The 25,350-nt window shown below is 43.0% G+C and carries 31 protein-coding genes and 1 tRNA gene; 24 read left to right on the top strand and 8 right to left on the bottom strand.

The genetic code is table 11. The features are described 5' to 3' along the window. The 3 genes from pglZ to ACTCIM_RS08710 all read left to right on the top strand — a co-directional run. A partial coding sequence (gene pglZ / locus ACTCIM_RS08720; protein WP_472315040.1) for a BREX-3 system phosphatase PglZ occupies window positions 1-1,620 on the top strand: 1,620 nt, incomplete at its 5' end. Window positions 1,621-1,782: 162 nt separating this feature from the next. Further along, window positions 1,783-2,499, top strand: a complete 717-nt coding sequence (locus ACTCIM_RS08715; protein ID WP_464278650.1) for a hypothetical protein — start codon at window positions 1,783-1,785, stop codon at window positions 2,497-2,499. 358 nt (window positions 2,500-2,857) lie between these two features. Then, window positions 2,858-3,412, top strand: coding sequence for a hypothetical protein (locus ACTCIM_RS08710; protein WP_464278649.1), 555 nt, complete (start codon window positions 2,858-2,860; stop codon window positions 3,410-3,412). A 68-nt stretch (window positions 3,413-3,480) separates the two neighbouring features. Here the strand turns inward: ACTCIM_RS08710 and ACTCIM_RS08705 are convergent. Continuing rightward, a tRNA-Pro gene (locus ACTCIM_RS08705) sits at window positions 3,481-3,557 on the bottom strand. A gap of 148 nt (window positions 3,558-3,705) precedes the next feature. Between ACTCIM_RS08705 and ACTCIM_RS08700 the strand changes: the two genes are divergently transcribed. The 12 genes from ACTCIM_RS08700 (at window position 3,706) to cydB (ending at window position 10,589) form a co-directional block, all read left to right on the top strand. Continuing rightward, entirely contained in the window at window positions 3,706-3,876 is a 171-nt protein-coding gene (locus ACTCIM_RS08700) for an HTH domain-containing protein (protein ID WP_029966835.1), read from the top strand. A 13-nt stretch (window positions 3,877-3,889) separates the two neighbouring features. Then, a complete protein-coding gene (locus ACTCIM_RS08695; RefSeq protein WP_472315039.1) occupies window positions 3,890-4,234 on the top strand; it encodes a DVU0772 family protein in 345 nt (114 codons plus the stop codon). A 12-nt stretch (window positions 4,235-4,246) separates the two neighbouring features. Then, the gene (locus ACTCIM_RS08690; RefSeq protein ID WP_472315038.1) at window positions 4,247-4,651 is read left to right on the top strand and encodes a Fur family transcriptional regulator; all 405 of its coding nucleotides are present in this window, start codon (window positions 4,247-4,249) and stop codon (window positions 4,649-4,651) included. A 32-nt stretch (window positions 4,652-4,683) separates the two neighbouring features. After that, a complete protein-coding gene (rbr, locus tag ACTCIM_RS08685; protein WP_472315036.1) occupies window positions 4,684-5,259 on the top strand; it encodes a rubrerythrin in 576 nt (191 codons plus the stop codon). 37 nt (window positions 5,260-5,296) lie between these two features. Next, window positions 5,297-5,677 (top strand): desulfoferrodoxin, encoded by a 381-nt coding sequence (locus ACTCIM_RS08680; protein ID WP_472315034.1) that lies wholly within the window; start codon window positions 5,297-5,299, stop codon window positions 5,675-5,677. Between the two features lie 14 nt (window positions 5,678-5,691). Continuing rightward, window positions 5,692-5,901, top strand: coding sequence for a rubredoxin (locus ACTCIM_RS08675; protein ID WP_029966849.1), 210 nt, complete (start codon window positions 5,692-5,694; stop codon window positions 5,899-5,901). Beyond that, window positions 5,898-6,080, top strand: a complete 183-nt coding sequence (locus tag ACTCIM_RS08670) for a rubredoxin (protein ID WP_472315032.1) — start codon at window positions 5,898-5,900, stop codon at window positions 6,078-6,080. Before ACTCIM_RS08675 ends, ACTCIM_RS08670 begins: the two co-directional genes overlap by 4 nt. A gap of 17 nt (window positions 6,081-6,097) precedes the next feature. After that, the gene (rd, locus tag ACTCIM_RS08665; protein WP_472315031.1) at window positions 6,098-6,256 is read left to right on the top strand and encodes a rubredoxin; all 159 of its coding nucleotides are present in this window, start codon (window positions 6,098-6,100) and stop codon (window positions 6,254-6,256) included. 74 nt (window positions 6,257-6,330) lie between these two features. Further along, window positions 6,331-7,527, top strand: coding sequence for an FprA family A-type flavoprotein (locus tag ACTCIM_RS08660; RefSeq protein ID WP_472315030.1), 1,197 nt, complete (start codon window positions 6,331-6,333; stop codon window positions 7,525-7,527). Between the two features lie 25 nt (window positions 7,528-7,552). Then, window positions 7,553-8,218 (top strand): DVU0298 family protein, encoded by a 666-nt coding sequence (locus ACTCIM_RS08655; protein WP_472315028.1) that lies wholly within the window; start codon window positions 7,553-7,555, stop codon window positions 8,216-8,218. Window positions 8,219-8,240: 22 nt separating this feature from the next. Further along, window positions 8,241-9,548 (top strand): cytochrome ubiquinol oxidase subunit I, encoded by a 1,308-nt coding sequence (locus ACTCIM_RS08650; protein ID WP_464278642.1) that lies wholly within the window; start codon window positions 8,241-8,243, stop codon window positions 9,546-9,548. 15 nt (window positions 9,549-9,563) lie between these two features. After that, window positions 9,564-10,589 carry a cytochrome d ubiquinol oxidase subunit II gene (gene cydB / locus ACTCIM_RS08645; protein WP_472315026.1) on the top strand — a complete coding sequence of 342 codons (1,026 nt, stop codon included), beginning with the start codon at window positions 9,564-9,566 and terminating at the stop codon, window positions 10,587-10,589. 58 nt (window positions 10,590-10,647) lie between these two features. Here cydB and ACTCIM_RS08640 read toward each other — a convergent pair whose 3' ends face one another. Next, a complete protein-coding gene (locus ACTCIM_RS08640) occupies window positions 10,648-11,997 on the bottom strand; it encodes a sodium-dependent transporter (protein ID WP_464278641.1) in 1,350 nt (449 codons plus the stop codon). Window positions 11,998-12,106: 109 nt separating this feature from the next. Then, window positions 12,107-12,826, bottom strand: a complete 720-nt coding sequence (locus ACTCIM_RS08635; RefSeq protein ID WP_472315024.1) for a hypothetical protein — start codon at window positions 12,824-12,826, stop codon at window positions 12,107-12,109. 169 nt (window positions 12,827-12,995) lie between these two features. Here ACTCIM_RS08635 and yedE point away from each other — a divergent pair, with 169 nt between their 5' ends. From yedE to ACTCIM_RS08610, 5 genes are read left to right on the top strand one after another with little or no spacing between them, the layout of a single operon-like run. Then, window positions 12,996-14,087 (top strand): YedE family putative selenium transporter, encoded by a 1,092-nt coding sequence (gene yedE, locus ACTCIM_RS08630; protein ID WP_472315023.1) that lies wholly within the window; start codon window positions 12,996-12,998, stop codon window positions 14,085-14,087. A gap of 12 nt (window positions 14,088-14,099) precedes the next feature. Next, window positions 14,100-14,300: a sulfurtransferase TusA family protein gene (locus tag ACTCIM_RS08625; protein WP_464278638.1), complete on the top strand. Its 201-nt coding sequence runs from the start codon at window positions 14,100-14,102 to the stop codon at window positions 14,298-14,300. Continuing rightward, window positions 14,297-14,851, top strand: a complete 555-nt coding sequence (locus ACTCIM_RS08620) for a putative Se/S carrier protein (protein ID WP_464278637.1) — start codon at window positions 14,297-14,299, stop codon at window positions 14,849-14,851. The genes ACTCIM_RS08625 and ACTCIM_RS08620 overlap by 4 nt, the downstream gene beginning before the upstream one ends. Beyond that, window positions 14,839-15,696 carry an NAD(P)H-hydrate dehydratase gene (locus tag ACTCIM_RS08615; protein WP_472315022.1) on the top strand — a complete coding sequence of 286 codons (858 nt, stop codon included), beginning with the start codon at window positions 14,839-14,841 and terminating at the stop codon, window positions 15,694-15,696. The genes ACTCIM_RS08620 and ACTCIM_RS08615 overlap by 13 nt, the downstream gene beginning before the upstream one ends. Further along, window positions 15,689-15,904: a hypothetical protein gene (locus ACTCIM_RS08610; protein ID WP_464278635.1), complete on the top strand. Its 216-nt coding sequence runs from the start codon at window positions 15,689-15,691 to the stop codon at window positions 15,902-15,904. Before ACTCIM_RS08615 ends, ACTCIM_RS08610 begins: the two co-directional genes overlap by 8 nt. Here the strand turns inward: ACTCIM_RS08610 and ACTCIM_RS08605 are convergent. From ACTCIM_RS08605 to ACTCIM_RS08595, 3 genes are read right to left on the bottom strand one after another with little or no spacing between them, the layout of a single operon-like run. Beyond that, window positions 15,901-17,064, bottom strand: coding sequence for a pyridoxal phosphate-dependent aminotransferase (locus ACTCIM_RS08605; RefSeq protein ID WP_464278634.1), 1,164 nt, complete (start codon window positions 17,062-17,064; stop codon window positions 15,901-15,903). The two genes, ACTCIM_RS08610 and ACTCIM_RS08605, sit on opposite strands and share 4 nt — an antisense overlap. A gap of 36 nt (window positions 17,065-17,100) precedes the next feature. After that, on the bottom strand, window positions 17,101-18,843 hold the full coding sequence (locus tag ACTCIM_RS08600) for an aldehyde ferredoxin oxidoreductase family protein (protein ID WP_464278633.1): 1,743 nt from the start codon (window positions 18,841-18,843) through the stop codon (window positions 17,101-17,103). A 32-nt stretch (window positions 18,844-18,875) separates the two neighbouring features. Next, window positions 18,876-19,769 (bottom strand): ADP-ribosylglycohydrolase family protein, encoded by an 894-nt coding sequence (locus ACTCIM_RS08595; protein ID WP_472315021.1) that lies wholly within the window; start codon window positions 19,767-19,769, stop codon window positions 18,876-18,878. Window positions 19,770-19,836: 67 nt separating this feature from the next. Between ACTCIM_RS08595 and lipB the strand changes: the two genes are divergently transcribed. Both lipB and lipA read left to right on the top strand, forming a co-directional pair. Beyond that, a complete protein-coding gene (gene lipB, locus ACTCIM_RS08590; protein WP_472315020.1) occupies window positions 19,837-20,454 on the top strand; it encodes a lipoyl(octanoyl) transferase LipB in 618 nt (205 codons plus the stop codon). After that, window positions 20,429-21,286: a lipoyl synthase gene (lipA, locus tag ACTCIM_RS08585; protein ID WP_472315019.1), complete on the top strand. Its 858-nt coding sequence runs from the start codon at window positions 20,429-20,431 to the stop codon at window positions 21,284-21,286. The genes lipB and lipA overlap by 26 nt, the downstream gene beginning before the upstream one ends. A gap of 29 nt (window positions 21,287-21,315) precedes the next feature. On the opposite strand, the gene ACTCIM_RS08580 is transcribed toward lipA, so the two are convergent. Both ACTCIM_RS08580 and ACTCIM_RS08575 read right to left on the bottom strand, forming a co-directional pair. Beyond that, on the bottom strand, window positions 21,316-22,707 hold the full coding sequence (locus ACTCIM_RS08580) for a multiheme c-type cytochrome (protein ID WP_464278629.1): 1,392 nt from the start codon (window positions 22,705-22,707) through the stop codon (window positions 21,316-21,318). 29 nt (window positions 22,708-22,736) lie between these two features. Beyond that, entirely contained in the window at window positions 22,737-23,273 is a 537-nt protein-coding gene (locus tag ACTCIM_RS08575) for a cytochrome c3 family protein (RefSeq protein ID WP_464278628.1), read from the bottom strand. A gap of 192 nt (window positions 23,274-23,465) precedes the next feature. Here ACTCIM_RS08575 and ACTCIM_RS08570 point away from each other — a divergent pair, with 192 nt between their 5' ends. Together ACTCIM_RS08570 and ACTCIM_RS08565 are read left to right on the top strand one after the other, a co-directional pair. Further along, entirely contained in the window at window positions 23,466-24,092 is a 627-nt protein-coding gene (locus ACTCIM_RS08570; protein ID WP_472315017.1) for a 4Fe-4S binding protein, read from the top strand. Then, window positions 24,058-25,344: a 4Fe-4S binding protein gene (locus tag ACTCIM_RS08565; RefSeq protein WP_472315015.1), complete on the top strand. Its 1,287-nt coding sequence runs from the start codon at window positions 24,058-24,060 to the stop codon at window positions 25,342-25,344. Before ACTCIM_RS08570 ends, ACTCIM_RS08565 begins: the two co-directional genes overlap by 35 nt. Window positions 25,345-25,350: the final 6 nt, after the last annotated feature.

Raw genomic sequence — 25,350 nt, 5'->3', positions numbered from 1 at the left:
CTCGACGCCTTGTTCGATGCGCAATTGAGGCACGCGCCGGGGCAGCTCGGCGACAACGCTACGAAGGAGTTCGTCCTTCGTCATGTGTTCGAGATCGCGCCGGAACTCATCAAAGAGCCTCAGGACCTGCTCCGGGTCTTGCTGCGCCGCCATTACCGCGGCGGGCGGATTCCGGCCATCCTCGATGAGCATTTCATCAAAATTCTTCGTCACAAATCGGCAGGACAGCCGATTTGGACGCCCGGAGGGCGCCCCGAAGGGGTGCGAGCCAGGGATGGCGAGCATCAAAACGGCCTGTTCGAGGATTGGCCTCTGGAGACCATGGCGGACTCCGGCTTCGAGTTTCCAGGACCGACGCTTTTGCCTTTCGACCACCACGATGTCCGCATTTACATCGACAACCTTTTCCTCGAGGGTTTGCTACAGCCGGTTCCGCACAAGCAATCGCAGATGCTTGCCAAGACCTGGGTGGCTTACGGCATCAAAGTCTCCCCCGTGGAGAACCGTCGCCGCCGCATGGAGGGGCTCTTAGATTCCATCGAGAAGACGATCCCCACGGTGGAGGCGCGTCATGGGGAGTGGCTCCATTTCGCCTACCGTTGGGCGGAACTCGTCGCCTTGGAGCTGGAGCCGGACACCACCCTGCCGGAAGGATACCGGGAGCGCCTAGATGCATTGAGATCCCGGATCGATTCTGCGCTCACCGGTTGGGTGGTGAAGCGCTACGCGAGCCTGATTAACCTTCCGCCCGCGCCACCGGTGATGCTGCATCACATCCCGCGGTTCCTCGTCCGAAGCTTCGGAAACGACCGGCGCACGAAGATCGCTTTTCTGCTGGTGGACGGCCTCGCCCTGGACCAATGGATCGCCTTGCGCGAGGTGCTCGGAGAGCTGGATTCAAAGCTGCGGTTCCGTGAGAATGCCGTTTTCGCCTGGATTCCCACCATCACCTCTGTTTCCCGGCAGGCCGCCTTTGCCGGCAAGCAGCCGATCTACTTCCCGGCGAGTATCCATACCACAGGCAAGGAGCCGGGCCTTTGGACGCAGTTCTGGGTCGATCAGGGGCTCAACGCAAATGAGGTGGCTTACGCCAAGGGGCTAGGCGACGGGGACCTGGACGAGGTCTCCGAGCTACTGAGCCGGCCCAGGCTACGTGTCGTCGGACTGGTCATCGACAAGGTCGACCGGATCATGCACGGCATGGAGCTGGGTGCGGCGGGCATGCACAACCAGGTTCGACAATGGGCCAGACAGGGTTTCATGCGGGACCTTTTCGGCCTGCTTCATGACCGCGGTTTCCAGGTCTACCTTGCTTCGGACCACGGAAACATCGAGGCGAAAGGCGCAGGAAGGCCTGCCGAAGGGGCGGTTGCGGACCTGCGCGGCGAGCGCGTGCGTGTCTACTCCGATCCCAGGCTCAGGGCTCAAATCAAGGAGCGATTCCCGGAGTCCATAGAGTGGCCTCCCATTGGTATTCCAGAAGATTACCTACCCCTTTTGGCACCTAACAGGAGTGCTTTTGTGCAGAAAGATGAAATTGTAGTGAGTCATGGAGGGATTAGTATTGAGGAAGTGATTGTGCCTTTCATTCAGATACATAACCCCAAATTTCAGAAATAAACTTGGATAATGATGGGTTTAATTATTACAAAGGCTAATTCCAGTTTGGACAAGCTTGGGTGAGGGAGATACATGAAGTTATACTTGGAAAAACGATATAATCAAATTGGAATTGATAGAATTATTCGTCTTGAGTGGCTTAGCTATACTGCATCTCTTGTCATGGCAGGCAACAATAAATCCGACATTAAATCCTTATTGCAAAAAGAGCTCCAGGAGGTATTTCGCTCAGCCAATACCAAGGTGCGAGGATCTCTGAGCAAAACTATAACTATCCTGATGAATATATGGGTTCATCCACCATTCTATCTACATTCTTTTCAACAAGATGGTCTTAGGTTTCTTTCATGCCTTCCACAGGAAGACCATATTGCAGTCCACTGGGGAATGACCATGGCAGCTTATCCTTTCTGGGGAAAGGTGGCTTCCCATGTTGGAAGACTACTTAAGCTTCAAGGCACTGCAAGTCATGCCCAAGTTCGCCGTCGTGTCATGGAACAATTTGGACAAAGACCAACAGTAAAGGATGCTGTGCGCCGCATATTACGCTCAATGTGGGCCTGGGGTGTTATTAATGAGGCTAAAAATAATGTTCCACTTCGTGAAAAAGGCATATATGTACCAGGTCTTTCGTTAACTATAGAAAATCCTGAACTTATTGCCTGGTTAATTGAGGCCTTTTTATACGCCTGTGGAGGTGATTCAGTGGATTTAAGAACAGTTTTAGATTCCCCCATTTTGTTTCCCTTTAGATTAAGTCCTATTTCTGCTGTTCATTTAGTGTCGGTTTCCAACCGATTGGATATGCTCTCTCATGGACTGGATCAGGAATTAATTATACTCCGTAGTGAAATTATGGTAGATGTAAAGAAGAGATGAGATGGATTTTTATGCAAAACTAGAAGAGTGTTTTTTGTTTAAAAGGTGTATTTTGTTAGCTTTTAATAGATGTAGATAGCGTAATATTTTTTTATGGTATGAAAAAATTAAAATACAATAGTTTACAATTGGTTTGTATTTTTATGAATCTGGTTTGTCAATATTTACGGTAGTAGAAAAAGTAATTAATATTTTTTACCTTTACAAATGCTTTACTGCAAAAGAAACATAAGAAAGTTTACATAGGAGTAGGGTTTGTGCTAGGCCTTAGTTTAAGAGTAAATTAAGGTTTTAACTAAACAGTTAAAAGTTTGGGGTTCACATTGTAACATAGTGTAAATAAAAGGATTTTGTGAAGATGGGTTTAAAGAAGAATAAGGCTTTTATGTTGTTTATGTTTTTATTGATTCCTATAGGGTCCTATGCCAGTGGTGATTTAAGTGCTAGGATAGGTGAGATTAGGAAGTTATATCAAAATACTGTCTTTAATTTAAAAAAATATAAACAATTTAAGATAGATTTAATTGAGGTTTCTACTGAAGGGGGAGAGGTATATTTTTGGGTAGATAGTAATAATGAAATTAAAAAAGTAAAGAGAATCATATATGGAGAAACGGGTAAAAAGGTTTCAGAATATTATTATGACAAAGATAAATTATACTTTGTTTTTGGAGTTAGTTTTTTTTACTCTATGGAAGTAGATCCAAAAACAGGTGAATATGTTATAAACTATGATAATCCTAAAAAAGAGGAAAACAGGTATTATTTTTTTCAAGATGAGATGATTCAATGGTTAGGACCAGATAAAAAAAAAGTAGAAGTCTATAGCAATAAGTTTGAGCAAAAAAGCGCAGATATCATTCAAGAATCTAAAGATATTTTGCTGTTCTGTAAGAAGAAATTGCTTAAGTAATAGTTTGTGAGTGTAATTAAAAATAAAAAAGCAGCTCTTTTGAGCTGCTTTTTTATTTTTTTCTTAAGTGGTCGGGATGAGAGGATTTGAACCTCCGACCCCTTGAACCCCATTCAAGTGCGCTCCCAGACTGCGCCACATCCCGACAAAGGTTTTAATTTAATCACCTTTAGATAAAAGTCAACTTTTTTCTTTTTTTAAAAAAGAGAGAAGAAAAACTTGACAATTTTTAATAAATGATAATAGTAATAGTTATCAATAAGAGGTTAAAAGTTTTTAGGAGGTAAGAAGTTATGGAAGAAAAAGTTTTAGAGGTAATGAAGAAATTAAATAAGCCAGTTAGGCCTGGAGATATTGCTAAAGAGTTAGGCGTGGATAGCAAGGAAGTCTCCAAGGCAATTAAGAAGTTAAAAGAAGAAGGAAAGGTAATATCTCCCAAGAGGTGTTATTACTCCTTAAGCTAAAAGGGAGGGAAATATGGGAAGCATTAAAGATTTAAGACAGTATCCTATTAATTGGGATATGACCCATGAAGATGCAATTACTCTGTATTTAGAATGGGGCAACAATCCCCATAGGGGATATTTTCCACCTGTAAAGTCAGGGAAAGATGTATCTTATTACTTTGTTTTAAATACCTGGGAAGAAGAACCCAAGGTTTGTTTGTATGCCACCAATTCTGATGGTGCTAGAGATTTGGTATGTTTGGATTTGCCTGCGGAGTTGAAAAGCAGTGTGCGTAGAGAATACGGTTCTTTAAAGGGTGTATTTGGACTTACTCCTGAAATTAAAAAGTGGTTGCAAAATGTTCTGGAAAAATAGTAGGGTAATATAATGAATATAGTAAATAAAGACCGGCGTATGACCAAGCAAAGACAGGTTATTTTAGAGCGTTTAAGGGAAGTAAAAACACATCCTACCGCAGATGAGGTCTACGCCATGGTCAAAGAGGACTTGCCCAAAATAAGTTTGGGTACAGTGTACAGAAACCTGGATATTCTGGCTGAACTGGGTTTAATTCAAAAGTTGGAAATGGCAGGCCAGCCCAAAAGGTTTGACGGCAATCCCCATCCTCACCTGCATGGTAAGTGTATTGCCTGTGAACGGGTGGTGGATTTGGGGCCTGATTTTGATTTTGGTCTGGACAAAAAGATAAACGGTTTTAAAGTATTAGATTATAAACTGGAAATCATAGGTTTGTGTAGCAGGTGTCAAGAAAAGGAAAACAAATTAAAATAAACTAAAATAAAAAAATAAAGAGGAGGAAGAAAATGAAATCTTTAAAGGGAACAAGGACAGAAAAAAACTTGCTTACTGCTTTTGCTGGTGAGTCTCAGGCTAGAAACCGTTATACCTATTTTGCCAAACAGGCCAAAAAAGAAGGTTATGTACAGATAGCCAAAATTTTTGAAGAAACAGCAGAGCAGGAAAAAGAGCATGCCAAAAGGCTTTTTAAGTTTTTAGAAGGAGGAGAGGTGGAAATTACTGCTGCTTTTCCTGCTGGAGTGATTGGTACTACAGCAGAAAATTTAAAGGCTGCAGCAGAAGGTGAAAATTACGAATGGGACAAGATGTATCCTGAGTTTGCCAAGGTGGCAGAAGAAGAGGGTTTTGATGAAATTGCAGCTGTGTTTGAAGCCATTGCTGTGGCTGAAAAACAGCATGAAAAAAGATATAAGGGATTGCTAAAGAATTTAGAAGAAGGTAAGGTCTTTAAGAAAGACCAGGAAGTGGTGTGGCGTTGTCTTAACTGTGGGTATTTGCATGTAGGTGCAGAAGCTCCTCAGCTTTGTCCTGCTTGTGCTCATCCCCAGGCCTATTTTGAGCTTTTGGCTGAGAACTGGTAATAGGTGTTTAACCTTAAAAAGATAAAGGAGGGTGGCTATGCCCCAATTGTTAGAAGTTTATAAGTGTGATCTTTGTGGCAATATCGTACAGGTAGTACATGCTGGTGAAGGTGAGTTGGTTTGCTGTGGCCAGCCCATGCGCCTTTTAAAAGAAGGCTCTGTGGACGCAGCTTTGGAAAAGCATGTGCCTGTAGTGGAAAAGACAGCCAATGGCTACAAAGTAACTGTGGGCAGTGTGCTTCATCCTATGGCTGAAGAGCACTATATTGAATGGATTGAACTTATTGCCGATGGTAGGTCTTATCGTCAGTTCTTAAAACCTGGTGATGAGCCTGTGGCAGAATTTTGTGTGCAGGCAGAAAAGGTCACAGCCAGAGAATATTGCAATTTGCATGGACTCTGGAAAAAAGATGTATAACAGGAGTAGCTTAAATGGCTAAACCGGAAGAAATGTGGCAATGCCAGACTACTAACTGTGGTTATATTTATAACCCAGATAAAGGGGATAGAAAGGGGAAAATACCTCCTGGCACCAGATTTGAGGATTTGCCAGAGGACTGGAAGTGCCCCATTTGTGGGGCCAGTAAAAAGGCCTTTCGTCCCCTGGCTGGACCTGGTTCTAATGTAGAAGAGGATAAATGATGGCAGAAAAGGAAGTAAAAGGCTATTATATGTGTGTGGTTTGTGGTTATTTGTACAAGCCAGAAAAGGGGGATCCGGGCAGAAACATCCCACCCGGTACTCCCTTTGAAGAATTGCCAGATACCTGGTGTTGTCCAGTGTGTGGCACACCCAAGAAACGGTTTAAATTCGTAGAATAGTTTGGAGGTTTTTGATTATGGAAAAGTGGCAGTGTCAGATTTGTGGTTATATTTATGATCCATCTCAAGGTGATCCTGATAATGGCGTAGCAGCAGGAACCAAGTTTGAAGACTTACCTGAAGACTGGGTTTGTCCTGTGTGTGGAGCGACTAAAGAAAACTTTGAGAAAATGTAAAATTAGTTAATCCAAGGCCCCAAGATTAATTCCTGGGGCCTTTTTTAATTTGAGAAGGAAAAGAGGGAGTAAAAATGGCTGTAGTGGAAATCAAAGAAAATGTTTTTTGGGTAGGTGCTATTGACTGGAATAAACGCGATTTTCACGGTTATTCTCAGACTAAAGAAGGTACTACTTATAATGCCTACCTCGTAATAGATGAAAAGATAACTCTTTTTGACTGTGTAGACGAAAAGTTTAAATGGGATTTATATCATCAGATAGCTTCTCTAGTTCCTTTGGAGAAAATAGATTATATAGTGGTAAACCATGTGGAGATGGACCATTCTGGGGCATTGCCTTTTATAGTAGATAAGGCCAAGCCAGAAAAGATTTTTTGCTCTCCCATGGGTAAGGAGTTTATCCAGGCTCACTTTCATCCCCGCAACTGGCCCTTGGAGGTAGTAAAAACAGGGGATGAATTGATACTGGGTAAAAATAAGGTGCAATTTTTAGAAGCCAGAATGTTACACTGGCCAGATAGTATGTTTTCCTACCTCCCCGAGTTAAAACTTTTGATTTCCAATGATGCTTTTGGGCAAAATATTGCCTCTAATTTACTTTTTGACGACCAGCATCCTCTGGAAGATATTTTACAGGAAGCCAAGCATTATTATGCCAATATTATTTTGCCCTTTTCTCCTTTGGTCAAAAAGACCTTAAACAAAGTAGAGGAGTTGGGCTTAGAAATTGAGATGATTGCTCCTGACCATGGGCTTATTTGGCGCTCCCATGTAAAGGATATTTTAGGCCTTTATGGGGAGATGAGTGAACAAAAGCTTAAGCCCAAAGCAGTTATTGTCTATGACACCATGTGGAGCAGTACTGAAAAGATGGCCAAGGCCATAGGTGAAGGCTTGAATCTGGAAGGTATTGAAATAAAACTCATGCATTTAAAAAAGTTTCACCACAGTGATGTAATGGGTGAAGTAATGGATGCAGCTGCAGTTATTTGTGGCTCTCCCACCCACAACAACAATATGCTCCCTCTAATGGCAGACTTTCTTACCTATATGAAAGGCTTAAGGCCTAGCAATAGGCTGGGAGCTACCTTTGGCTCTTATGGCTGGAGTGGCGAAGCTCCTAAACTCATGCAAAAGGTTCTGGAAGAAGCTAATTTTGAACTTCCCTTTGAACCCTTGCGTATTCGCTTTGTCCCTGAGCATGATTCCCTGGCCAAGTGTAAGGAACTGGGCCTGAATTTGGGTAAGAAAATCAAAGAAAAGTTTTAAGAGGTCCCAAGGAGCCTCTTTTTCTATGTCCAGAAAAGTCAAAAAAGATATTTTAAGATTGCTAGAGCAAAGTGACAGCCAGGAGGTGGAAAAGGTCCTAAGGCCTTTTCCACCTGAAAAAGTCTTGCCTGGCCTGTTTGCTGGTCTTTTGAGTACAAAGGAAAAGGTGAAGTGGAATGCAGTGGTGGGGTTTGGAGCAGTAGTGGATAGTCTGGCTGCAGAGAGCTTAGAAAAGGCCAGGATAGTGATGCGTCGTTTTATGTGGATGCTCAATGACGAATCTGGTGGAATAGGCTGGGGAGTGCCTGAGTCCATGGGCGAGATAATGGCTGTAAATCCTCATTTAGCTACAGAGTATCACCAGATTCTTATTTCTTACCTTAGAGAAGAAGAAAATGAAAAGGACAATTTCCTGGAGTATGCGCCTTTAAGGCGAGGGGCCTTCTGGGGAATAGCCAGGCTTGCCCAGGGTAATGAGCTTCTGGCCAAAAAGGCCTGGCCCAAGGTCAAAAAGACTTTTAGAGAAGAATTGGACCCTTATATTTTAGCTTATTCTTTACTCTATGCCAAAGAGATTGGCTTACATATTCCCCGCAAATTCCCTTTTCCTCTGGGCTTTAAGGTTCATATTTTCTGGAACCGGCAATTCTGGGATATAAGTTTTGGTGAATTGATAGATTTTAAACTTTAAACTCCTAAAAGGAGGGAGTAGCATGGATGCCCTGTTTTTATCCAGATTACAGTTTGCCATGGCTACCATGTTTCACTTTATTTTTGTCCCGTTGACCCTGGGGCTTTCTCTTTTGGTAGCCATTATGGAAACGCGCTATGTGCAAACTGGAGATGAAGATTACAAGCGCATGGCCAAATTCTGGGGTAAACTCTTCTTAATCAACTTTGCCCTGGGAGTGGTTACTGGCATTACTCTGGAATTTCAGTTTGGTACCAACTGGTCCAGGTATTCAGAATATGTGGGAGATATTTTTGGTTCTCTGCTGGCCATTGAAGCTACAGCTGCCTTTTTCCTGGAATCCACTTTTATTGGGGTTTGGGCCTTTGGCTGGAACAAGCTTTCTCCTAAAATGCATGCCCTTTCTATCTGGCTGGTGGCCCTTGCTTCTAATCTTTCTGCTCTGTGGATTTTGATTGCCAATGGGTTTATGCAAAATCCCTTGGGTTATGTAATGCGTGGTGGCCGGGCTGAGCTTGCTGACTTTATGGCTGTAGTGACCAATCCCTTTGCCTGGCAACAAATTGTCCACACCTTAAGTGGTGCCTATCTTTTGGCTGGTTTTTTTGTCCTGGGTATTTCCAGTTATCATATTTTAAGGAAGAATGAGGTGACACTTTTCTCCAAATCCTTTCGGATAGGTGTTATTTTTGCCCTTGTCTTTTCCCTTCTGGAAGTGGTTCAAGGACATATGCATGGAGCAGAAGTGGCCAAGATTCAACCTGCTAAACTGGCGGCTATGGAGTCTTTGTGGGAAACCAAAAAGTCTGCTCCCCAGTACTTATTCTTGATTCCTGACCCTGAAAATGAGCGCAATGCCCTGGAGATTTTGCCCATTCCAGGGGCTTTGAGTATGCTTGCCTATCATGACTTTCAGGCTGAAGTAAAAGGTTTAAAGGACTTTCCTAAAGAAGATAGGCCACCTGTTACCCTGACCTTTCTTTCCTTTAGAACCATGGTGGGCTTAGGCTTTCTTTTTCCACTTCTGGCTTTGTGGGCCTTTAAAATCAGAAACAAGTTAGAAGAAAATCCCAGGTTTTTGCGTTTGCTCATCTATGTTATTCCTCTGCCTTACATTGCCCTGGAAGCTGGTTGGGTGGTAGCTGAAGTGGGAAGACAACCCTGGATTGTTTACGGGCTTATGCGTACCAGTGAAGCTGTCTCTCCCATTGCTAGTTCCCAGGTAGGATTTTCTTTTGTGGCCTTGACTATACTTTATACTTTACTGGGAATTGCTGACATTTACTTGTTGGCAAAATTTGCCCGCAAAGGCCCAGAACCAGCTAATTAAAGGGAGGGAAGGACAATGTTAGAAAGTATTTGGTTTTTACTCTGGGGAGTTTTATGGGCTGTCTATTTTATGCTGGATGGCTTTGACCTTGGCCTGGGAACTCTGTTTCCCTTTTTGGCCAGGACAGAAGAGGAAAAGCGCTATGTCTTAAATGCCATGGGCCCCTTTTGGGATGGCAATGAAGTTTGGCTAATTGCTGCTGGTGGAGTGACCTTTGCTGCCTTTCCCAGGGCCTATGCTATAATGTTTTCAGGCCTTTATACAGCCTTATTCCTTTTGCTTATTGCCCTGATTTTAAGAGGGGTGTCTTTGGAATTCAGAAGCAAGATTGATAATCCTGGCTGGCAAAAGATCTGGGAAATATGTTTGTTTTTAGGCAGCTTTTTGCCTGCCCTTTTACTGGGGGTAGCTTTTGCCAATATTTTCAAAGGCCTGCCTTTAGATGAACAGGGTATTTTTCGGGGCAATCTTTTTACCCTCTTAAATCCCTATGGACTTTTGGGCGGAGTGCTTTTTGTCCTGCTTTTTGCTGTGCATGGAGGTTTGTGGATGGCCCTTAGAGGTAGTGGAGACTTGGAAAGAAGAAGTGGCCAGATGGCCAGTAAGCTCTGGGCAGTGCTGACCGTGGTCTTGGTTTTATTTTTAGCCTACACGGCAGTGGCAACCAAACTTTTTACCAATTATCTCAAGTCTCCCTTGTGGTTTGCCTTGCTTATTTTGCCGGTAGGAGGCCTGGTTTTAAGTCGGGTGTATATGGGTACCCAAGAATGGCTTAAAGCCTGGCTGGCTTCAGCTCTCACTATTTTGGGGGTTACAGCCTTTGCTCTGGTTGGCCTTTATCCAGCCCTTTTGCCTTCTTCTTTAAATCCTGCTTATAGTGTGACCATTTATAATTCAGCTTCTTCTCCCCTGACTTTAAAGATTATGCTGGGTGTGGCTTTAATCTTTGTACCCATTGTTATTTTCTACCAATTTTGGGCATATAAGACCTTTAGCCATAAGCTGGAAGCCAAGGACCTGGAATACGAAGAAGCCTATTAGTTTTTTAAAAGTACATTGTAAAAATAAAAAAGGCAGGCACCTGGCCTGCCTTTTTTATTTAAAATAGTTTTAGACCTTTTAAGAGGATAATAAAGACCAGAATAGGTGTGATGTATTTGAGGACAAAGTAGTAAAGGGAAATAATTTTCTGGTTGTTTAGGGTATTATAGTTGCTAAGGGTAGTAAATATCTTTTCTTTTCCCCAGGTCCAACCAGCAAAAAGGGCAATGAGTAGTCCACCTACAGGAAGTAAGATGTTAGAACTTATAAAGTCGTAGAGGTCAAAGAAGTTGAGATTAAAGAATTTAACATCCTTAAGGACATTAAAAGAAAGAGTGGCTGTAGCACCCAGGGCCACCAGGATGGCTATGGAAAGCAAGGTGGCTTTGGTCCTGGACATCTTTTTGCTTTCACAAAAGTAGGCTACAGGTACTTCCAGCAAAGAAAGCATGGCTCCAGTGGCAGCAAAGGAAGCCAGCAAAAAGAAAAGCAGCATAAAAATTCTTCCCCCGGGTAAAGAGGCAAAAATGGCTGGAATGGTAATAAAAAGTAGAGATGGGCCAGCCTGGGGTTCATAACCATAGGTAAATACTGCCGGGAAAATGGCCAGGCCAGCGAGCAGGGAAACACTTAGGTCAGCCAGCATAACCTTGGTGGCTGTAGCTGGAATATTGGCATCATCTCTAAAATAACTTCCATAGGTGGTCATGGTTCCCATGCCAATGGAGAGCTTAAAAAAGGCCAGTCCCATGGCCAGCAGTACCACCTGAGCATTTATTTTGCTAAAATCTGGAGAAAAGAGGAAAAGAAGCCCTTCTTTGGCCTTGGGCAAGGTCAAGCTGCGCACCACAATGATAACTAAAAACAAAAAGAGTAAGGGCATGAGCTTTTTGGTGGTGCGTTCAATTCCCTTAGAGGCACCCATGGTGATAATGAGCCCCACTACTCCAAGCACCAGCCATTGCCAGAACAGGGATGTTAGGGGCGTACTGATAAGAGAGCCAAAGGTTTTGGAGGTCTCTTCTGGACTAGTGGAAAGGATGTTGGCAGTTATTGTTTTGTAAACATAGGCATAGACCCAGCCAGCCACATCAGTATAAAAAGCCAGAATCAAAAAGGCTGCAGCTACTCCTCCTATACCAATTAGAGACCAAAAGTTTTTGTTTTTTTTAGGTAATTGATAGTAAGTAGTAATGGCATTGGCCTTGGCTGTTCTACCCAAAACCAATTCAGAAATCATGATGGGCAGTCCTACTAAAAAAGTGCTGAGCAAATAGACCAGTAAAAAGCTGGCTCCACCATTCTCTCCAGTCATATAGGGAAACTTCCAGATGTTTCCAAGACCCACTGCAGAGCCCAGAGTGGCAGCCAGAATTCCAAAACGAGTTTTAAATCCATCTCTTTGCATGAGGCACACTCCTTTTTCTAAAGCCAATCTTAACAACCAGGAAAGCGCCTAAAAAAAGAATAGAAAAAAAGCAATGAAATTAGTGAAAAAAAATTTTTTAAAGAAAAAGTTAAGGAGTAGAAGTGGAAGGTGATGATTGGGGTTTAGAGGGAGAAGAGACTTTTCGAGGCAAAATAAGCTTTTCAAAGTCTTCTCCTTGAGTCCAGGCTTTGACAGGTCTGGCCAGGTCCAAAGCCAGCTGGGCGAGCAAATAACTAAGACCATCTTCTGGTAAGACAATCCTTCTTTTGATTAAGTACCAATCAATATCTGCAGAGCTATCCAGCCTGCCAGCGTGGTCCAAAGACCAGATAAGACTCTGGTCCTGGGCAGAATAGATTTCTAAATGTAAACTCAGGGCCGTATTGGTAAGAGAGCCTCCATCCAGTAAGTAGGTAATTTGACCAATGACTACCCAGTCCACTTTTTTAGTCTGGGCCAGGTTTAGAGCTTCTTTTTTAGAAGTTAGATTCTGAGGACAAAAAAATGACTCCTTAAAGACTCTTTCTCCAGCCCAGGTCTGATAAAAAACTCTACCTAAAGTTTGCTCTAAGCTTAGATTCCTTTTCCCTGGGTTGTAATAAAAGGGGAAAAAAAGAGCAGAGTTTTGTGTTTTAGCTGGCTTTTTTCCAGGGTAAGCAAAAAGGGGGGCAGGACTTTTTTCCACCACTGGCGGAGAATAGATATAAGGATAGGCCAGGGTAAAAGGAGCTTCATTTACCACATGCTTGCCTGAATAGGTACAGGCCAGAGAAAAGAAAAAAAGCAAAAGAGGAAAAATTTTTTTCATATTTTCTTCTTTAGCAAGAATAGGACCACTTTTAAAAATGAGAACAATAGAAAAGCTATATTGATTTTTTTTATTTTGATTATGGTTTTCAATTGATTTAAACTATTTGACTTTTTTTTGGCTTCTCCAAGATAAGCTGAAGTTAGTAAATTAGAAAAGGAGGTCTTATATGGGGAAATGGAAGAATTTTTTTGCTTCTTCCTGGGGGATTATTGCTGTAGGTGCTTTTATTGGCCTTTTTGCTCCTTTGCTCCAGAAGTGGGGTAATCCCCCCAATATGGGGATTTGTGTGGCCTGTATGGAAAGGGATATTGCTGGAGCCCTGGGATTACATCGGGCAGCAGTGGTGCAGTATTTAAGGCCAGAGATTTTGGGTTTTGTGCTGGGCTCTTTTTTAGCTGCCTTGGCCTTTAAGGAGTTTAAGCCCAGAGGAGGCTCAGCTCCAGTAATCAGGTTTTTTCTAGGCATTTTTGCCATGATTGGCGCTTTGGTTTTTTTGGGTTGCCCCTGGAGGGCCTTGCTTCGTCTGGCAGGTGGTGATGGTAATGCCATTGTGGGCTTGTTGGGCTTAATCTTTGGCATCTGGTTAGGGACCCTATTTTTTAAACGCGGCTATAGTTTGGGAAGGTCCACTTCCAGTTCTGCTCTAGCTGGATATATTTTTCCCTTGTTTATCCTGGGATTACTTGTTTTGCGTTTTATTTATCCACCCCTGGAAGGCGCTCCTAAAAATGACGTGCTTTTTTATTCTGTAAAAGGACCTGGGGCCATGTATGCGCCTTTGCTGGCTTCTTTGGGTGTGGCCCTGGTGATTGGTTTTTTGGCCCAGAGAAGTCGTTTTTGCACCATGGGGGCTTTTAGAGATTTACTTCTTTTTGGCCAGAAACATCTTTTCTGGGGAGTAGTAGCTTTAGTAGTGGTAGCCTTTGGCATGAACCTGCTTTTAGGGCAGTTTCATCCTGGTTTTGCTCACCAACCCATTGCCCACGACCAACACTTCTGGAACTTTGCAGGCATGACTCTAGCTGGTTTGGCCTTTGCCCTGGCTGGAGGTTGTCCGGGCAGGCAGTTGTTTTTGGCAGGAGAAGGTGATGGGGATGCTGGTATTTTTGTCCTGGGAATGATTATTGGCGCAGCCTTTGCCCATAACTTTGGGCTGGCCAGCTCTCCCAAAGGTATTGGGGTGCACGGTATGGCAGGTGTGATTGTTGGTTTTATTTTTTGTCTGTGGGTGGGTTTTGCCCAGAGCAAAAAGTCCTAAAGGAGGCATAGGATGGAAGTAGTTGATACCAGAGGACTTTCTTGTCCCCAGCCTGTTTTACTGGTTCTGGAAAAGATAAAAACCATGGACAGGGGGCAGATAAAAGTTTTAGTAGATACTGAAACTGCCAGGGAAAATGTGACCAGAGCTGCTACCAGTAAAGGCTGGCAGGTAAAAGAAGAAAATGAAGATAGTTTGGTTTTAGAAAAGTGAAGTGGTTAAAATTTTTTAATCTTTTTTCCAGCTCTAAAAAAACTCCAAAACAGGACAAAGGGCTTTTTCTTTTTGCCAATACCAGTGAGGTTATTGCAGCCGAAAAGGTCTTAAAAGAGGCGGGCTACAAGTTTAAGGTGGTAGGCCCGCCTCCTGCTGTACGCAAAGGGTGTGATTTGGCCTTAGAAGTATTGGTAGTGGAAAGTTTGGGGTGTAAAAATTTGCTTTTAAAAAAGCAAATAGAGCCTCTGGATTTTCTGGTTTTGGATGCAGAAGAGGAGCTTTTACAACCTGTGGATCTGTTTAAGGTCGTTGATTTTGGGGATTATTTTATGGTCCGCGCGGCCAACATGAAAATTAGCGTGGAAAAGAAAAGTGGGCGCATTGTCAATGTGTCAGGTGGAGGTTGCCCGGATGTGCCCTATTTAGCCAGTTTGTTAATTGGCAAAACTCTTAAAGAAGCTCCCAATCCCAGAGAGTGTGGTCATACTTTATGTGGTTATGCCCTGGGCCTGGCCTTTGAGGAGATACAAAAAAGATGCTTGTTTTAGCTGGCACTTATCCTTCTCTTAATTGTCCCCTATTAACCGGAGTTTATGAGTTAAGAGGAACAAATATTTTTTTAAAGGATTTTAAGCTGGAAATTAATAGAGGGACCACTGCCCTGGCTGCTACTGCTCTTCTGGTCTGTAAAGAACTGGGATTGGATGCTCCTTACTTGTGCCTGGCTGGGGATATAGGTCGAGGTGAAGGTACCCACAGGGTTTATTCCTTTTTGCAAAAAGAACTGGCTAAACTAGCTCCAAGAGTTATTACTTTTCATTACCTATTGCCGGATGTGGATTGGCAGTACAAGCTTTTCTGGGCCATAGAAGAATTACCTACCAAGCCTTTTTTAATTGCAGATGCCGGGCATATGTATGCAGCCAAAATGAGTGGCTTGGCTGGCAAGTATGACCTTTTTACGCCAGATTTGGGAGAGCTGGCCTTTTTAGCAGATGAAAAGGCTCCACATCCCTTTTATACCAGAGGGTTTATTTTGCATCAAGAAGAGGAACGGGAGACCTTGCTTAAGAGGAGTTATGCCCATAACAATGCCAGTACTTTTATGCTGGTCAAGGGTAGAGAGGATTTAGTGGTAGAGAGAGGCGTTATCAGGTCCAAAATAGATGCTCCTTGTGTGGAAGCACTGGAAGCCATTGGAGGAACAGGCGATACCCTTACTGGTTTGGTCAGTGCTTTGATTTATGCAGGTTTTGATGTTCCTGGAGCTATGGAGTTAGCTGCTAAGGTAAATAGAGTAGCTGGAGCAAAGACTAATCCTTCTCCAGCCACCCAAATTGAAACCATAATTCAAAAAATTCCAGAAGCGTTAAAAGAGGTCAAGAATGCTTAATGTAGAGGAAAACCTTCTGGACTGGATAAGCAAGTATCCTCAAACTGAAAAGTATTTCCGTCAGTTAGGGGAAACCCTAGGGGTTTGTATCCTGTGCAAGGAACTTTTTACCCCGTTAAAAGAGGTTCTAAAGAAATATTCCCTTTCTGAACAAGAAATTTTGGCATCTTTAGAGCAACTAATAGGTTCAATAAATTCCTCTAATTAAAATTTCTGCAGGTATTTTTTCAGCCTTTCCAGTCCCAGAGTGATGTTTTCTAAAGAAGTGGCATAGGAAAACCGCAAAAAACCTTCTCCTCTGGCCCCAAAATCAATGCCTGGGGTAACTCCTACTCTGGCTTTAAGTAAAATGTCCTTAGCCAGGTTCAGGGAACTGTTTTCAAAGTGCTTGGTTAAATGTTTGGCCTTAACAAAGACATAAAAGGCCCCTTCAGGCGGACTTGGGATTTCAAAGCCAAGTTCCTGTAGCCCCTGTAAAAGATGGGTCCTTCTCTGGGCAAAGGTGGCAACCATTTGCTTAACCTCTGGCCAGGCTTCCTTTAAAGCAGCAATTCCAGCTAACTGGGCCAGGGAATTGGCACAAATAAAAAAGTTTTGAGCCATTTTGCGTAAGGGCAGGATAAAATCTTCAGGTACAATGAGATAGCCAAGCCTTAAGCCAGTCATGGCAAAAAGTTTGGAAAATCCGTTTAAGATAAAGGCCCTGGGAGTAAACTCCAGAAGAGAATGTTCTTTTCCAGTATAGACCAGTCCGTGATAGATTTCATCAGAAATGAGCAGCAAATTTCTCTCCTGGCTGAGCTCAGCTAGTTCTTTTAGGTTTTGAGCAGAAAGGAGTTTTCCGGTTGGGTTGGCTGGAGAATTGAGTAAAAGGGCCTTGGTTTTAGGGGTCAACATCTTTTTTAGGCGAGAGATATCTAGCTGATAGTCTTCTTCTTCAAAGATGGGCAGATAACGGGGAATGCCCTGCCTTAGGTGGATAAAATTGGGATAACAGGCATAGCAGGGGTCAGTTAAAATCACTTCTTCCTGGGGGTTTAGGATGAGGGCCAGGGCCAAAAGCAAGGCTGGAGAAGTGCCCTGGGTGACAAAGATTTGGTCCGGGTTTAGTTGGACTTGATATTTTTGTTGATAATAGGCACAAATGGCCTCTCTTAATTCCAGAATCCCCTGGCTGTGCGTGTAATGGGTGTGATTTTCCTTTAACCCTTTTTCAATGGCTTTTTTCACTGCACTGGGAAGGGGAAAATCTGGCTCTCCTATTTCTAAGTGAACGATGTGCTCTCCCTGTTGTTCCAATTTAGAAGCCATCTCCAGGATGTCCATAACGATAAAGGATTTTAGATTGTCAACACACTTGGCTAACATAGCATCTCCTAATAAAAAGTGGAATTAAAGATAGGTTTAAGCAAGAGGCCAACCGCGTAGCTGGTAGTATTCTTGTTTTAGATAGTCAAACTCTTCCTCACTTAAAGGACCTTGATTTTCCAGAGGAAGCTTAAAAAAGAGTTTGGGCAGGGAATCGTCTTGCGAAGTTAGACCCTGAGAAAGGTTAACTTTTCTCGCCAGATGGGCAACCTGGGCTCCTAAATTTTTCACCCTTTGCTCTTCCCAGGTATCTCCAGTGATAAAAGTAAGTATTTTCGCCAGTTCCGAGTAGGGATAAAAATCCCGGTAAAAACGGCACAGGATAAGGCTATCAAAGACATTTAAGCGGTCTTCATAGTCAATGACCAGTCTGGCCTTGTCTTTGACCGTGGCCGGGTCAATAACGCCTGCCAGTTCTGGCTTGTAAAAGGTAGTCCTTAAATGACAGGCTCCTCTATCAGAAATGGCATAGGATAGGGCCATGCCTTTAAAGTATCTGGGGTCATAGCCTGCGGGTTCCAGACCTTTTACATGTACGGCATAATCTTCCATATCCCATTTTTGGGCAGCCTTTTTTATGCCCTGGGCCAGAACTTCTCCTATATCCTGCTTAAAGGCAATGAGTTTAATAAGCTCAGCAATCTTTTCTGTCTGGCCGTAATCTAGGTCAAATTTTACCTTCTTTTGGCGTACAGCCTCAATGGTAAAGGCACAGAGGTTGCCTGCGGAAATGGTGTCCAGCCCCAGTTGGTCGCAAAGGTCGTTTAAATACATGATTTCAGGCAGGCTTTTGACCAGACAAAGGCCACCAAAGGCAAAGATGGTCTCATATTCTGGTCCTTCTACAGTAAGTCCTTTATACCTGCCCTGGGGCACAGTGGAAATTTTGCCGCAGGCCAGAAAACACCTGGGGCAGGCATGAGGAGTTACCTGTAAAAGTTTTCTTAAGGCTTCTCCGTTTATCTGCTCCCAGTGGCTACAAGTCCCCTGTTGCCAATAACGAGCAGGAAAGGCACCTACCTGGTTTAAGATGGAGACCATCTGGGTGGTGCCATAATTTAGGTAATTTTTGCTTACAGGATGATTACGGTAGTTGTTGAGGAATTCAAAAGCAAAATTTTTTAGTTCTTGTTCCCTGGCTATAGTTCTTTTGCTTTGTCCTTGAAAAACAAGGGCTTTTACCTTTTTGGCCCCCAGGACCGCTCCCAGCCCACAGCGTCCTGCAGAGCGCCAATAGTTGTTTTCAATGAGAGCAAAACTTACCTGATTTTCCCCTGCTGGGCCAATGACCAGGGCACCGGGCCTTAGTTTGGGATTGCCATATCGCCTTAAGACTTCATCTTCTGTAGTATAGGTATCCTTGCCCCAGAGGTCCTGGGCTGGATAAAAGGTGCAGCTATTTTCTTCTATTTTTAAGACCACTGGCTCTGCACTTTGCCCTTCTAAAATAAGGGCATCTACTCCCACTCTGTCCATGGCTTCAGGGGCTTTTCCTCCTGCATAGGATTCAGCATAAAAGCCAGTTTGGGGAGAAATACCAAAAACAGCATATCTACTGCTGCCCCAAATAACACTCTGGCTACAGGGACCAGTGGTAAAGATAAGGGGATTTTCTGGAGATAAGGGATTGATTTTGCTTTTGACCTGCTGGGCTAACAGGTAAGTGCCAAGGGCTTTACCTCCTGGATATTGACTTAAAATTTCTGGGTCTAAAGGTTCAAAGAAGTAAGTTTGTTCACTTAAGTTAATGCGAAGGATTTTTTTATATACTCCGTACATTTTTTGTCTCCTGAAAATTGGAAAATTGCCCCTTAAAATTGGTCCAAAAGGGATTTGAGCGTAGCAGCCAGTTTAAACTCTGGCAGCCAAAGCGAAAGGAGTTCCTTACCCTTAGGGGTTAAACCAAAGAAAAAGCCAAGGATAAGGCCTCTGGCTGCAGAATCTCCTCCACCTAAGACATTGGCTATAAGTCCTTGCTTAGGAGTGGTAAAGAATTTCAGGAGTAAATAGAGGGTAGCAGGAAAGGCCTCATCAATGTGACAGGTTTGCCCCAGTTTTAAAAGGACCTGGTCTGCTGGCAGATCTAAGTGTGCCCTGGCCTTTTCCAGCCACTTTTTTGCTGGCAGGTAAGTAAACTCTTTTTCCAGACCAAATTCCAGGGCCTTTTCCAGGTCTGGATTTTGAAGCAGGGCAAAACCCACCCTGCTCAGAAAGGAGCTTGCTTCCACTACCTGTTCATGTTTGTGGGTCATGGCTGTCTGGGCTTGCGCGGCTTCTTCCAGGACTTCTAAATCCCTGGCATAAAGGAGAAAAAGAGGAAAAATTCTGGCTGCACCAGCTAAGTCGTTCATCATGGAGCCACTATCCTCTGGCCCCCAGCCCAGCTTGAAATTGTCCAGGCTAATTCTGGTTGCATGATCAATATAATCTGAGTAGTCGAGAAAAAGATTTTGCCATTTCAGGGCAAAGTCCTGGAGGTCAAATTCTTTTTTCTCGGCCAAGCTTTGAAGCAGGACAAGGGTTTGGTCTCCGTAGTGGGTAAGCTCGCCTGCTTGTTTGTGCGGGTGAAAGTCTTTGATTAGAGGAGCTTGTAGATGCTCCCAGGAATGTTTCTTTAACACTTTCTGGTCATAAATCCAGTGGCCGCCTAGGGCCAGGGAATCAGCCAGAAAGGATAAGGTGATAGCTTCTTTGATTTGAGACATGGGAAACTCCTTTTTGAAGTATTTTAAAGAAAAAATTTAAAGAAAGTCAAAATAAAAAGGGGTAAAAATGCGAGTACTGGATCTGGGACTTATTGATTATGAACAGGCCTTGAGTTTGCAACTGGATTACCATCAGGAGGTGCTGGCAGGCAAAGAAGAGGTGCTTTTACTCCTGGAGCATTTGCCCGTGATTACCCTGGGCCGTCATGGAGGAGAGGAAAATTTACTTTTGCCTCAAAACATCCTGGAGGAAAAGGGAATCAAGCTGGTTAAAAGCTCCAGAGGAGGTAATATTACCTGCCATTTTCCTGGCCAGGTGGTTGCCTATCCCATTTTTAGGTTGAGTAAAAGGCCAGGGGGAATAAAGAGGTTTTTCTGGGATTTGGAAGAAGTAATTTTGCAAACCCTGTTGACTTATGAAATTAAAGCCAGGCGTATTCAAGGCCTTAGTGGAGTTTTTGTGGGGGAAAAAAAGATTGCCTCCATTGGTATTGGCGTAAAAAAATGGGTTTCCTATCATGGCCTGGCCTTAAATGTAACAGAGGATTTAAGCGTCTTTAGATACATTAACCCTTGCGGATTAGGCAGGCAAATGACTTCTATTTATCTGGAAAGCAAGTATAAACCTTCTCTAAAACAGGTAAAAGAGGATTTGTTAAATGGCTTTAAAAAAGTATTTGCCTAAGCCCCGGTGGCTGAGGATAAAACTACCTACTCAAAAGGATTTTGGCCAGACGAGAAAACTTTTAAGGGATTTAAACTTAAATACTGTTTGCCAGAGCGCCAGGTGCCCCAATATCTTTGAATGTTTTTGCAAGCACACAGCTACTTTTTTGATTTTGGGCAAGTATTGTACGCGCAGTTGTACCTTTTGTAATATAGAGCATAAAGAGCCTGAGCCTGTAGATGCCAAAGAGCCAGAAAGAATTGCCGAGGCAGTTAAAAGGCTGGGTTTAAAGTATGTGGTTATTACTTCTGTGACCAGAGACGACCTTTTAGATGGAGGGGCTTTACACTTTGCCAGAGTGATTAACTTGCTCAAGGAAAATCCAGAATTAAAGGTGGAGGTTTTGATTCCGGATTTTCAGGGCAGTAAAGAAGCCCTTAGCCTGGTTCTGGCAGCTAAGCCCTATGTGCTCAACCATAATCTAGAAACAGTACCTTCCCTTTATCCTAAGGTGCGTCCCCAGGCTGATTATAAACGAAGCTTACAGGTTTTAAAGTGGAGCAAAGAACTGGCCCAGGGAGAAGTAATCACCAAAAGTGGGCTTATGCTTGGTCTGGGAGAAGAGGAAAGGGAAGTCCTGCAGGTCTTAGAAGACTTAAAGGCCGTAAACTGTGATTGGGTTACCTTGGGTCAATACTTACAGCCCAGCAAAAAACACTTTCCTGTGCAGGAATATGTCTCTTTAGAAAAGTTTAAATATTACCAGGAAAAGGGAGAAAGTTTGGGGCTAAAGGTCTTTGCTGGTCCATTGGTGCGCAGTAGTTATAACGCAGAGGTGTTAAATAAATAAGGGGTAGCTTAAGCTACCCCTTATTTAAGTTATTTTTTAGGTCCAAAGATTTGCACTGGCCTTACTGTGCTTCCACCAGTGCCCGGGAAGTTTTCGTATTTTTCTGCCTTTTGGCCAGTTTCCAGGAGATGTTTGGCTTCAGCCATAAACTGGTTAAAACGATGTTTGCATTCATAAAAACCATGCCACCAGGTGTAATCTGGAGCCATCATGGCTGCTCCCATTCTGGCCCTTCTACCTTCGTGGTGCCAGAGTTCATAAAATTCCACTTCTAATTTTTCATCAAAGAACCTGCTCTTGTCCAATAAGCCCTTGGCGTAAAGTTTATCCAACATTTCTTTGGCTGGCTTAAAGTAAATTTCGTTATATTCTTTGACCACTTCATCCAGTTTTACATAATGAGCATCTACCCAGCTTTGAGCATGACATTGTTTACAGATTTCTTTCATTTTGTCGCGTTCTACTTTCCAGTTGGTCTGGGCCGGGAAGGGTTTAAAATTTTCTGGTCTTACAGTTAAAGGCGCTTGTGTCTCCCAGGACAAACGCTCAGTAACATCGTGGGTGGTAAGCACTGTGCCTGCTCCAGACATATGACAGGAAGCACAGGTGGGACCTCTAAAATCCACTCCAGGAGTCCAGGTGCCAGGAGCAGCTTCAAAATTGTATTCTTCTTTAAAGGCCTGGTAAATGTCGCCATGCTTGGACTCAGTATAAATTTCAATTTGGGGATGGTCAGGACCTAAATGGCACTGTCCACAGGCCTCTGGCTTTCTGGCATCCATCACAGAAAATCTGTGCCTGGTGTGACAACTGGTACAACTGCCCAAGCTGCCGTCTAAATTTACCCTTCCCACGCCCACATTGGGCCAGGTTTTAGGGTCTAATTTTCCTTCTTTGTCCAGCTTAAGCACTGTGCCATGGCAGTAAAAACAGCCTGCAGTCCTTTCCCAGTCAGTGTTCATTCCCTGATTGAGCCAGGGGTCCAGCTTCCACATAATTTCTACTGTATTGGCATGTTTACTTCTGGAGTATTGCTTTACTTCATCAGGGTGACAGCGAGAGCAATCTTTGGGAGTAACTACCGTGGCAATGGGTACCCGGTATTCAGAGGTTCCCCACTTGTTGTCGCTTCTTTCGTATTGCTTAAAGTGGGCCTTGTTTACATCCGGGTCTGTGGCATCGGCCTGGTGGCAGTCAATACAGGAAATATTGGCATGGGCGTGTCTGGAATTGGCCCAATCCACAAAAATCCCAGGAGTTTCTACCTTGTGGCACTCAATACAGGCTTGTCCCTGTTTGGAGAGACTTCTTTCTAACCTGAATTCTTTGCTTTTACTAAAGTTTTTGGCCAGTATGTTGCCTGTAAACAGGCCTATACTGAGCAACAGTAGTAAAAGAACCCATTTAAATTTCCCCCTCATAAGACCTCCTTTGGTTTATAAAAAATTATTTACATTTGTCCCAATTGGTAAAAACCTTTGGCCTTGTGTACCAGGTTTTGATGGCAGTCAGTACATTTTTTTTCATAACCAGGTCTGGGATAAAGCACAGAGCGATGGGCAAGCATGGCTCCTCTTTTGTTGCTTAAATAGAGAATGTTGCGGTGGCATTTTTGACATTGGTCGTTTTTGATAGAAGCATAGGCTTTCTGGCGATTTTCTTCGTGGTCGTACTCTTGAAGCGGGTCATCATAAGAAAGGTGAACCAGGATGTCTTTGATACCGTGAGTGGTTTTGGCATAGAAAAAATTCCAGGTGTCCTGAGGCGCAGGTAGGTGGCAGTCCATACAATCAGCCACAATTCCTTTGGAATTAAAGGCATGGGAAGAACTTTTCCAGGTGTTGTAGGCAAACCTGATTTCATGACAGGAAGAGCAAAAACCAGGAGTTGAGGTTCTGACCATGGTGTAATAGGTCATACTAAAGAGTGGAAAGCCAATAAAAATAGCTATACCTAAGACCATAAAAATCTTTAACAGGACTTTCATAACTCCTCCTCTCCTATTTGGAGTCAAATATATACTATACAAAGAAAAAAGGCAATTTTTTTTACTTTTAGGGAGAAAAAATTTGACTTAAGTCAAAGTGGTTTCAAATATTAGAAATTAAGTTTTAGAGAAAAATGAAATTAGAAGAAGGTTAAAACTAGTTTTTATTGTTTACTTTTGACGAGGTAATAGATGCAGGAAAGAATAGGTGGTTTTGAACTGGAATTTTGTAGAGGAGTAGAGGGAAAGTGCCCCCAGGCTTTAGTCTTAGATGGTCCTAACCTACTTGCAAGGATAAAAAATATAGTCAGAACTTCTTCCTGGGGACAGGAAAAGGACCTTAAAAAACATCATTTATTTAAAATAGGCTTTTCTGCCTGCCCCAATGCCTGTGCCCGTTCTCAAATCAAGGATGTGGGGTTTATTGGCAGGGCAGAAATAAAGGTGCAGGTAGATAGGTGTGTGAAGTGTGGTCTTTGTTTGCAGGCCTGCAAGGAGCAGGCTATTTTACTTGAGCCAGGCTTAGAACTTACTTCAAATTGCCTGGGGTGTGGAGAGTGTGCTTTGGCCTGTGAACAAGAAGCTCTTAGCAGAGGGGAAATACAGGTAAGGGTGCTATTGGGAGGGCGATTGGGAAGACATGCCAGGCTGGCTAAGGAAGTGGATAGGCTTTCTTTAGAAAAGATGGTTTCTTTTTTGGCCTTTGTGCTTAAACTTTTGGAAAGGAGTGCGGTAAAGCAGGGCAAGGAACTTTTTACTATTTATTCTCCTCAGGAGATAAGAGATGGGTTTTCTAAACAAGGGAACAATTCTCTTTAGCTTGCTTTTGGGCATGGCCCATTTTTTTAGAATGGGAGAGCTCAATTTTGTTTTAATCTTTTTTTTCTTGCTGATTTTAACTATCTTTAATCTAAGATTAAGTAAAATTATACTGCCCCTGGCACTTATTTTTTTATTTTTTACCTGGATAGAAGTGAGTTATACTCTGATATCCTTTAGAATACAGGCCCATATGCCCTGGTTTAGACTGGTGTTTATTATGTTTCTGGTGGTTTTATTCACCTTTTTGGCTTTAGTTTTTAGCTGGAAAAATTTTGAAAAAGTAAAGGATAGATTTTTTTTACTTTTTATCTTTTTGGTTGTCTTTGGTTTACTTAATTTTTTAAGATTAAAATCTTCTTTTCCTTTACTTCTCTTTGACCGTTTTGTTTTTAAGCTGGGGATTTTTCAGGCTTTTTTACTGGCTTTATACGGAGTTTATGTGGGAGAAAGGTTTTTAAGGCCTAAAGAACAGTACAGGCTCAGGCCCAAAATCTGGGCTCTTTTTTCCCTGGTCTTTTTTTTCCAATTGGGACTGGGGCTCTGGGTGGATGGTCGTTTTTTGCTTACAGGTAAGTTGCATTTTCCCATTCCTGCCCTGATTATTGGTGGCCCTCTTTACCGTGGGGGAGGATTTTTCATGCTGGGTTTGTTTCTGAGCACTCTTTTGCTGGTAGGTCCTGCCTGGTGTAGCCATCTCTGTTATGTGGGAGGGCTGGATAATTGGGGAGCCAATTTACAAAAGCGAAAATCTAAAGCCCCCCTTAGTAGGAAAGGAGCCTGGATTAATCTGGCTCTGGTGGTGCTTTTGGCCTTAATGGGACGCTATGGAGTTTTAGAAGGGCAGGTGTTGTTTTTCCTGGTAAGTATTTTTGGCCTGGTTAGTTTGTTTTTTATTGTTTTCTGGTCCTATCAAAAGGGGAAAATGACCCATTGTCTTGGCTTTTGCCCTCTGGGGCTGGTTAGTGTGTTTTTAGGTAAAGTTAATCCCTTAAGATTGAGGATAAACTTAGAAAAGTGTACAGGATGTGGTATTTGCCAGGCTAAATGCCTTTATCAGGCCATTGAAAAATGGGAAGATAAGTTTAAAATTAATCACTATTGTACCAATTGTTTGGCCTGTTTTGCCCTTTGCCCTCACAGGGCAGTGGAGCTTACTTTTGGTTCTAAACCCAAAAAAGGGTTGTACAAGGGATATATTTTCATTCTGGTCTCTTTACATACCCTATTTTTGGGATTAGCTAGAATTTAAACTAAA

This window comes from Desulfonauticus sp. (assembly GCF_055126295.1).
Note: the sequence above shows the minus strand (reverse complement) of the source record. Positions and strands in the feature narration are given on the sequence as shown.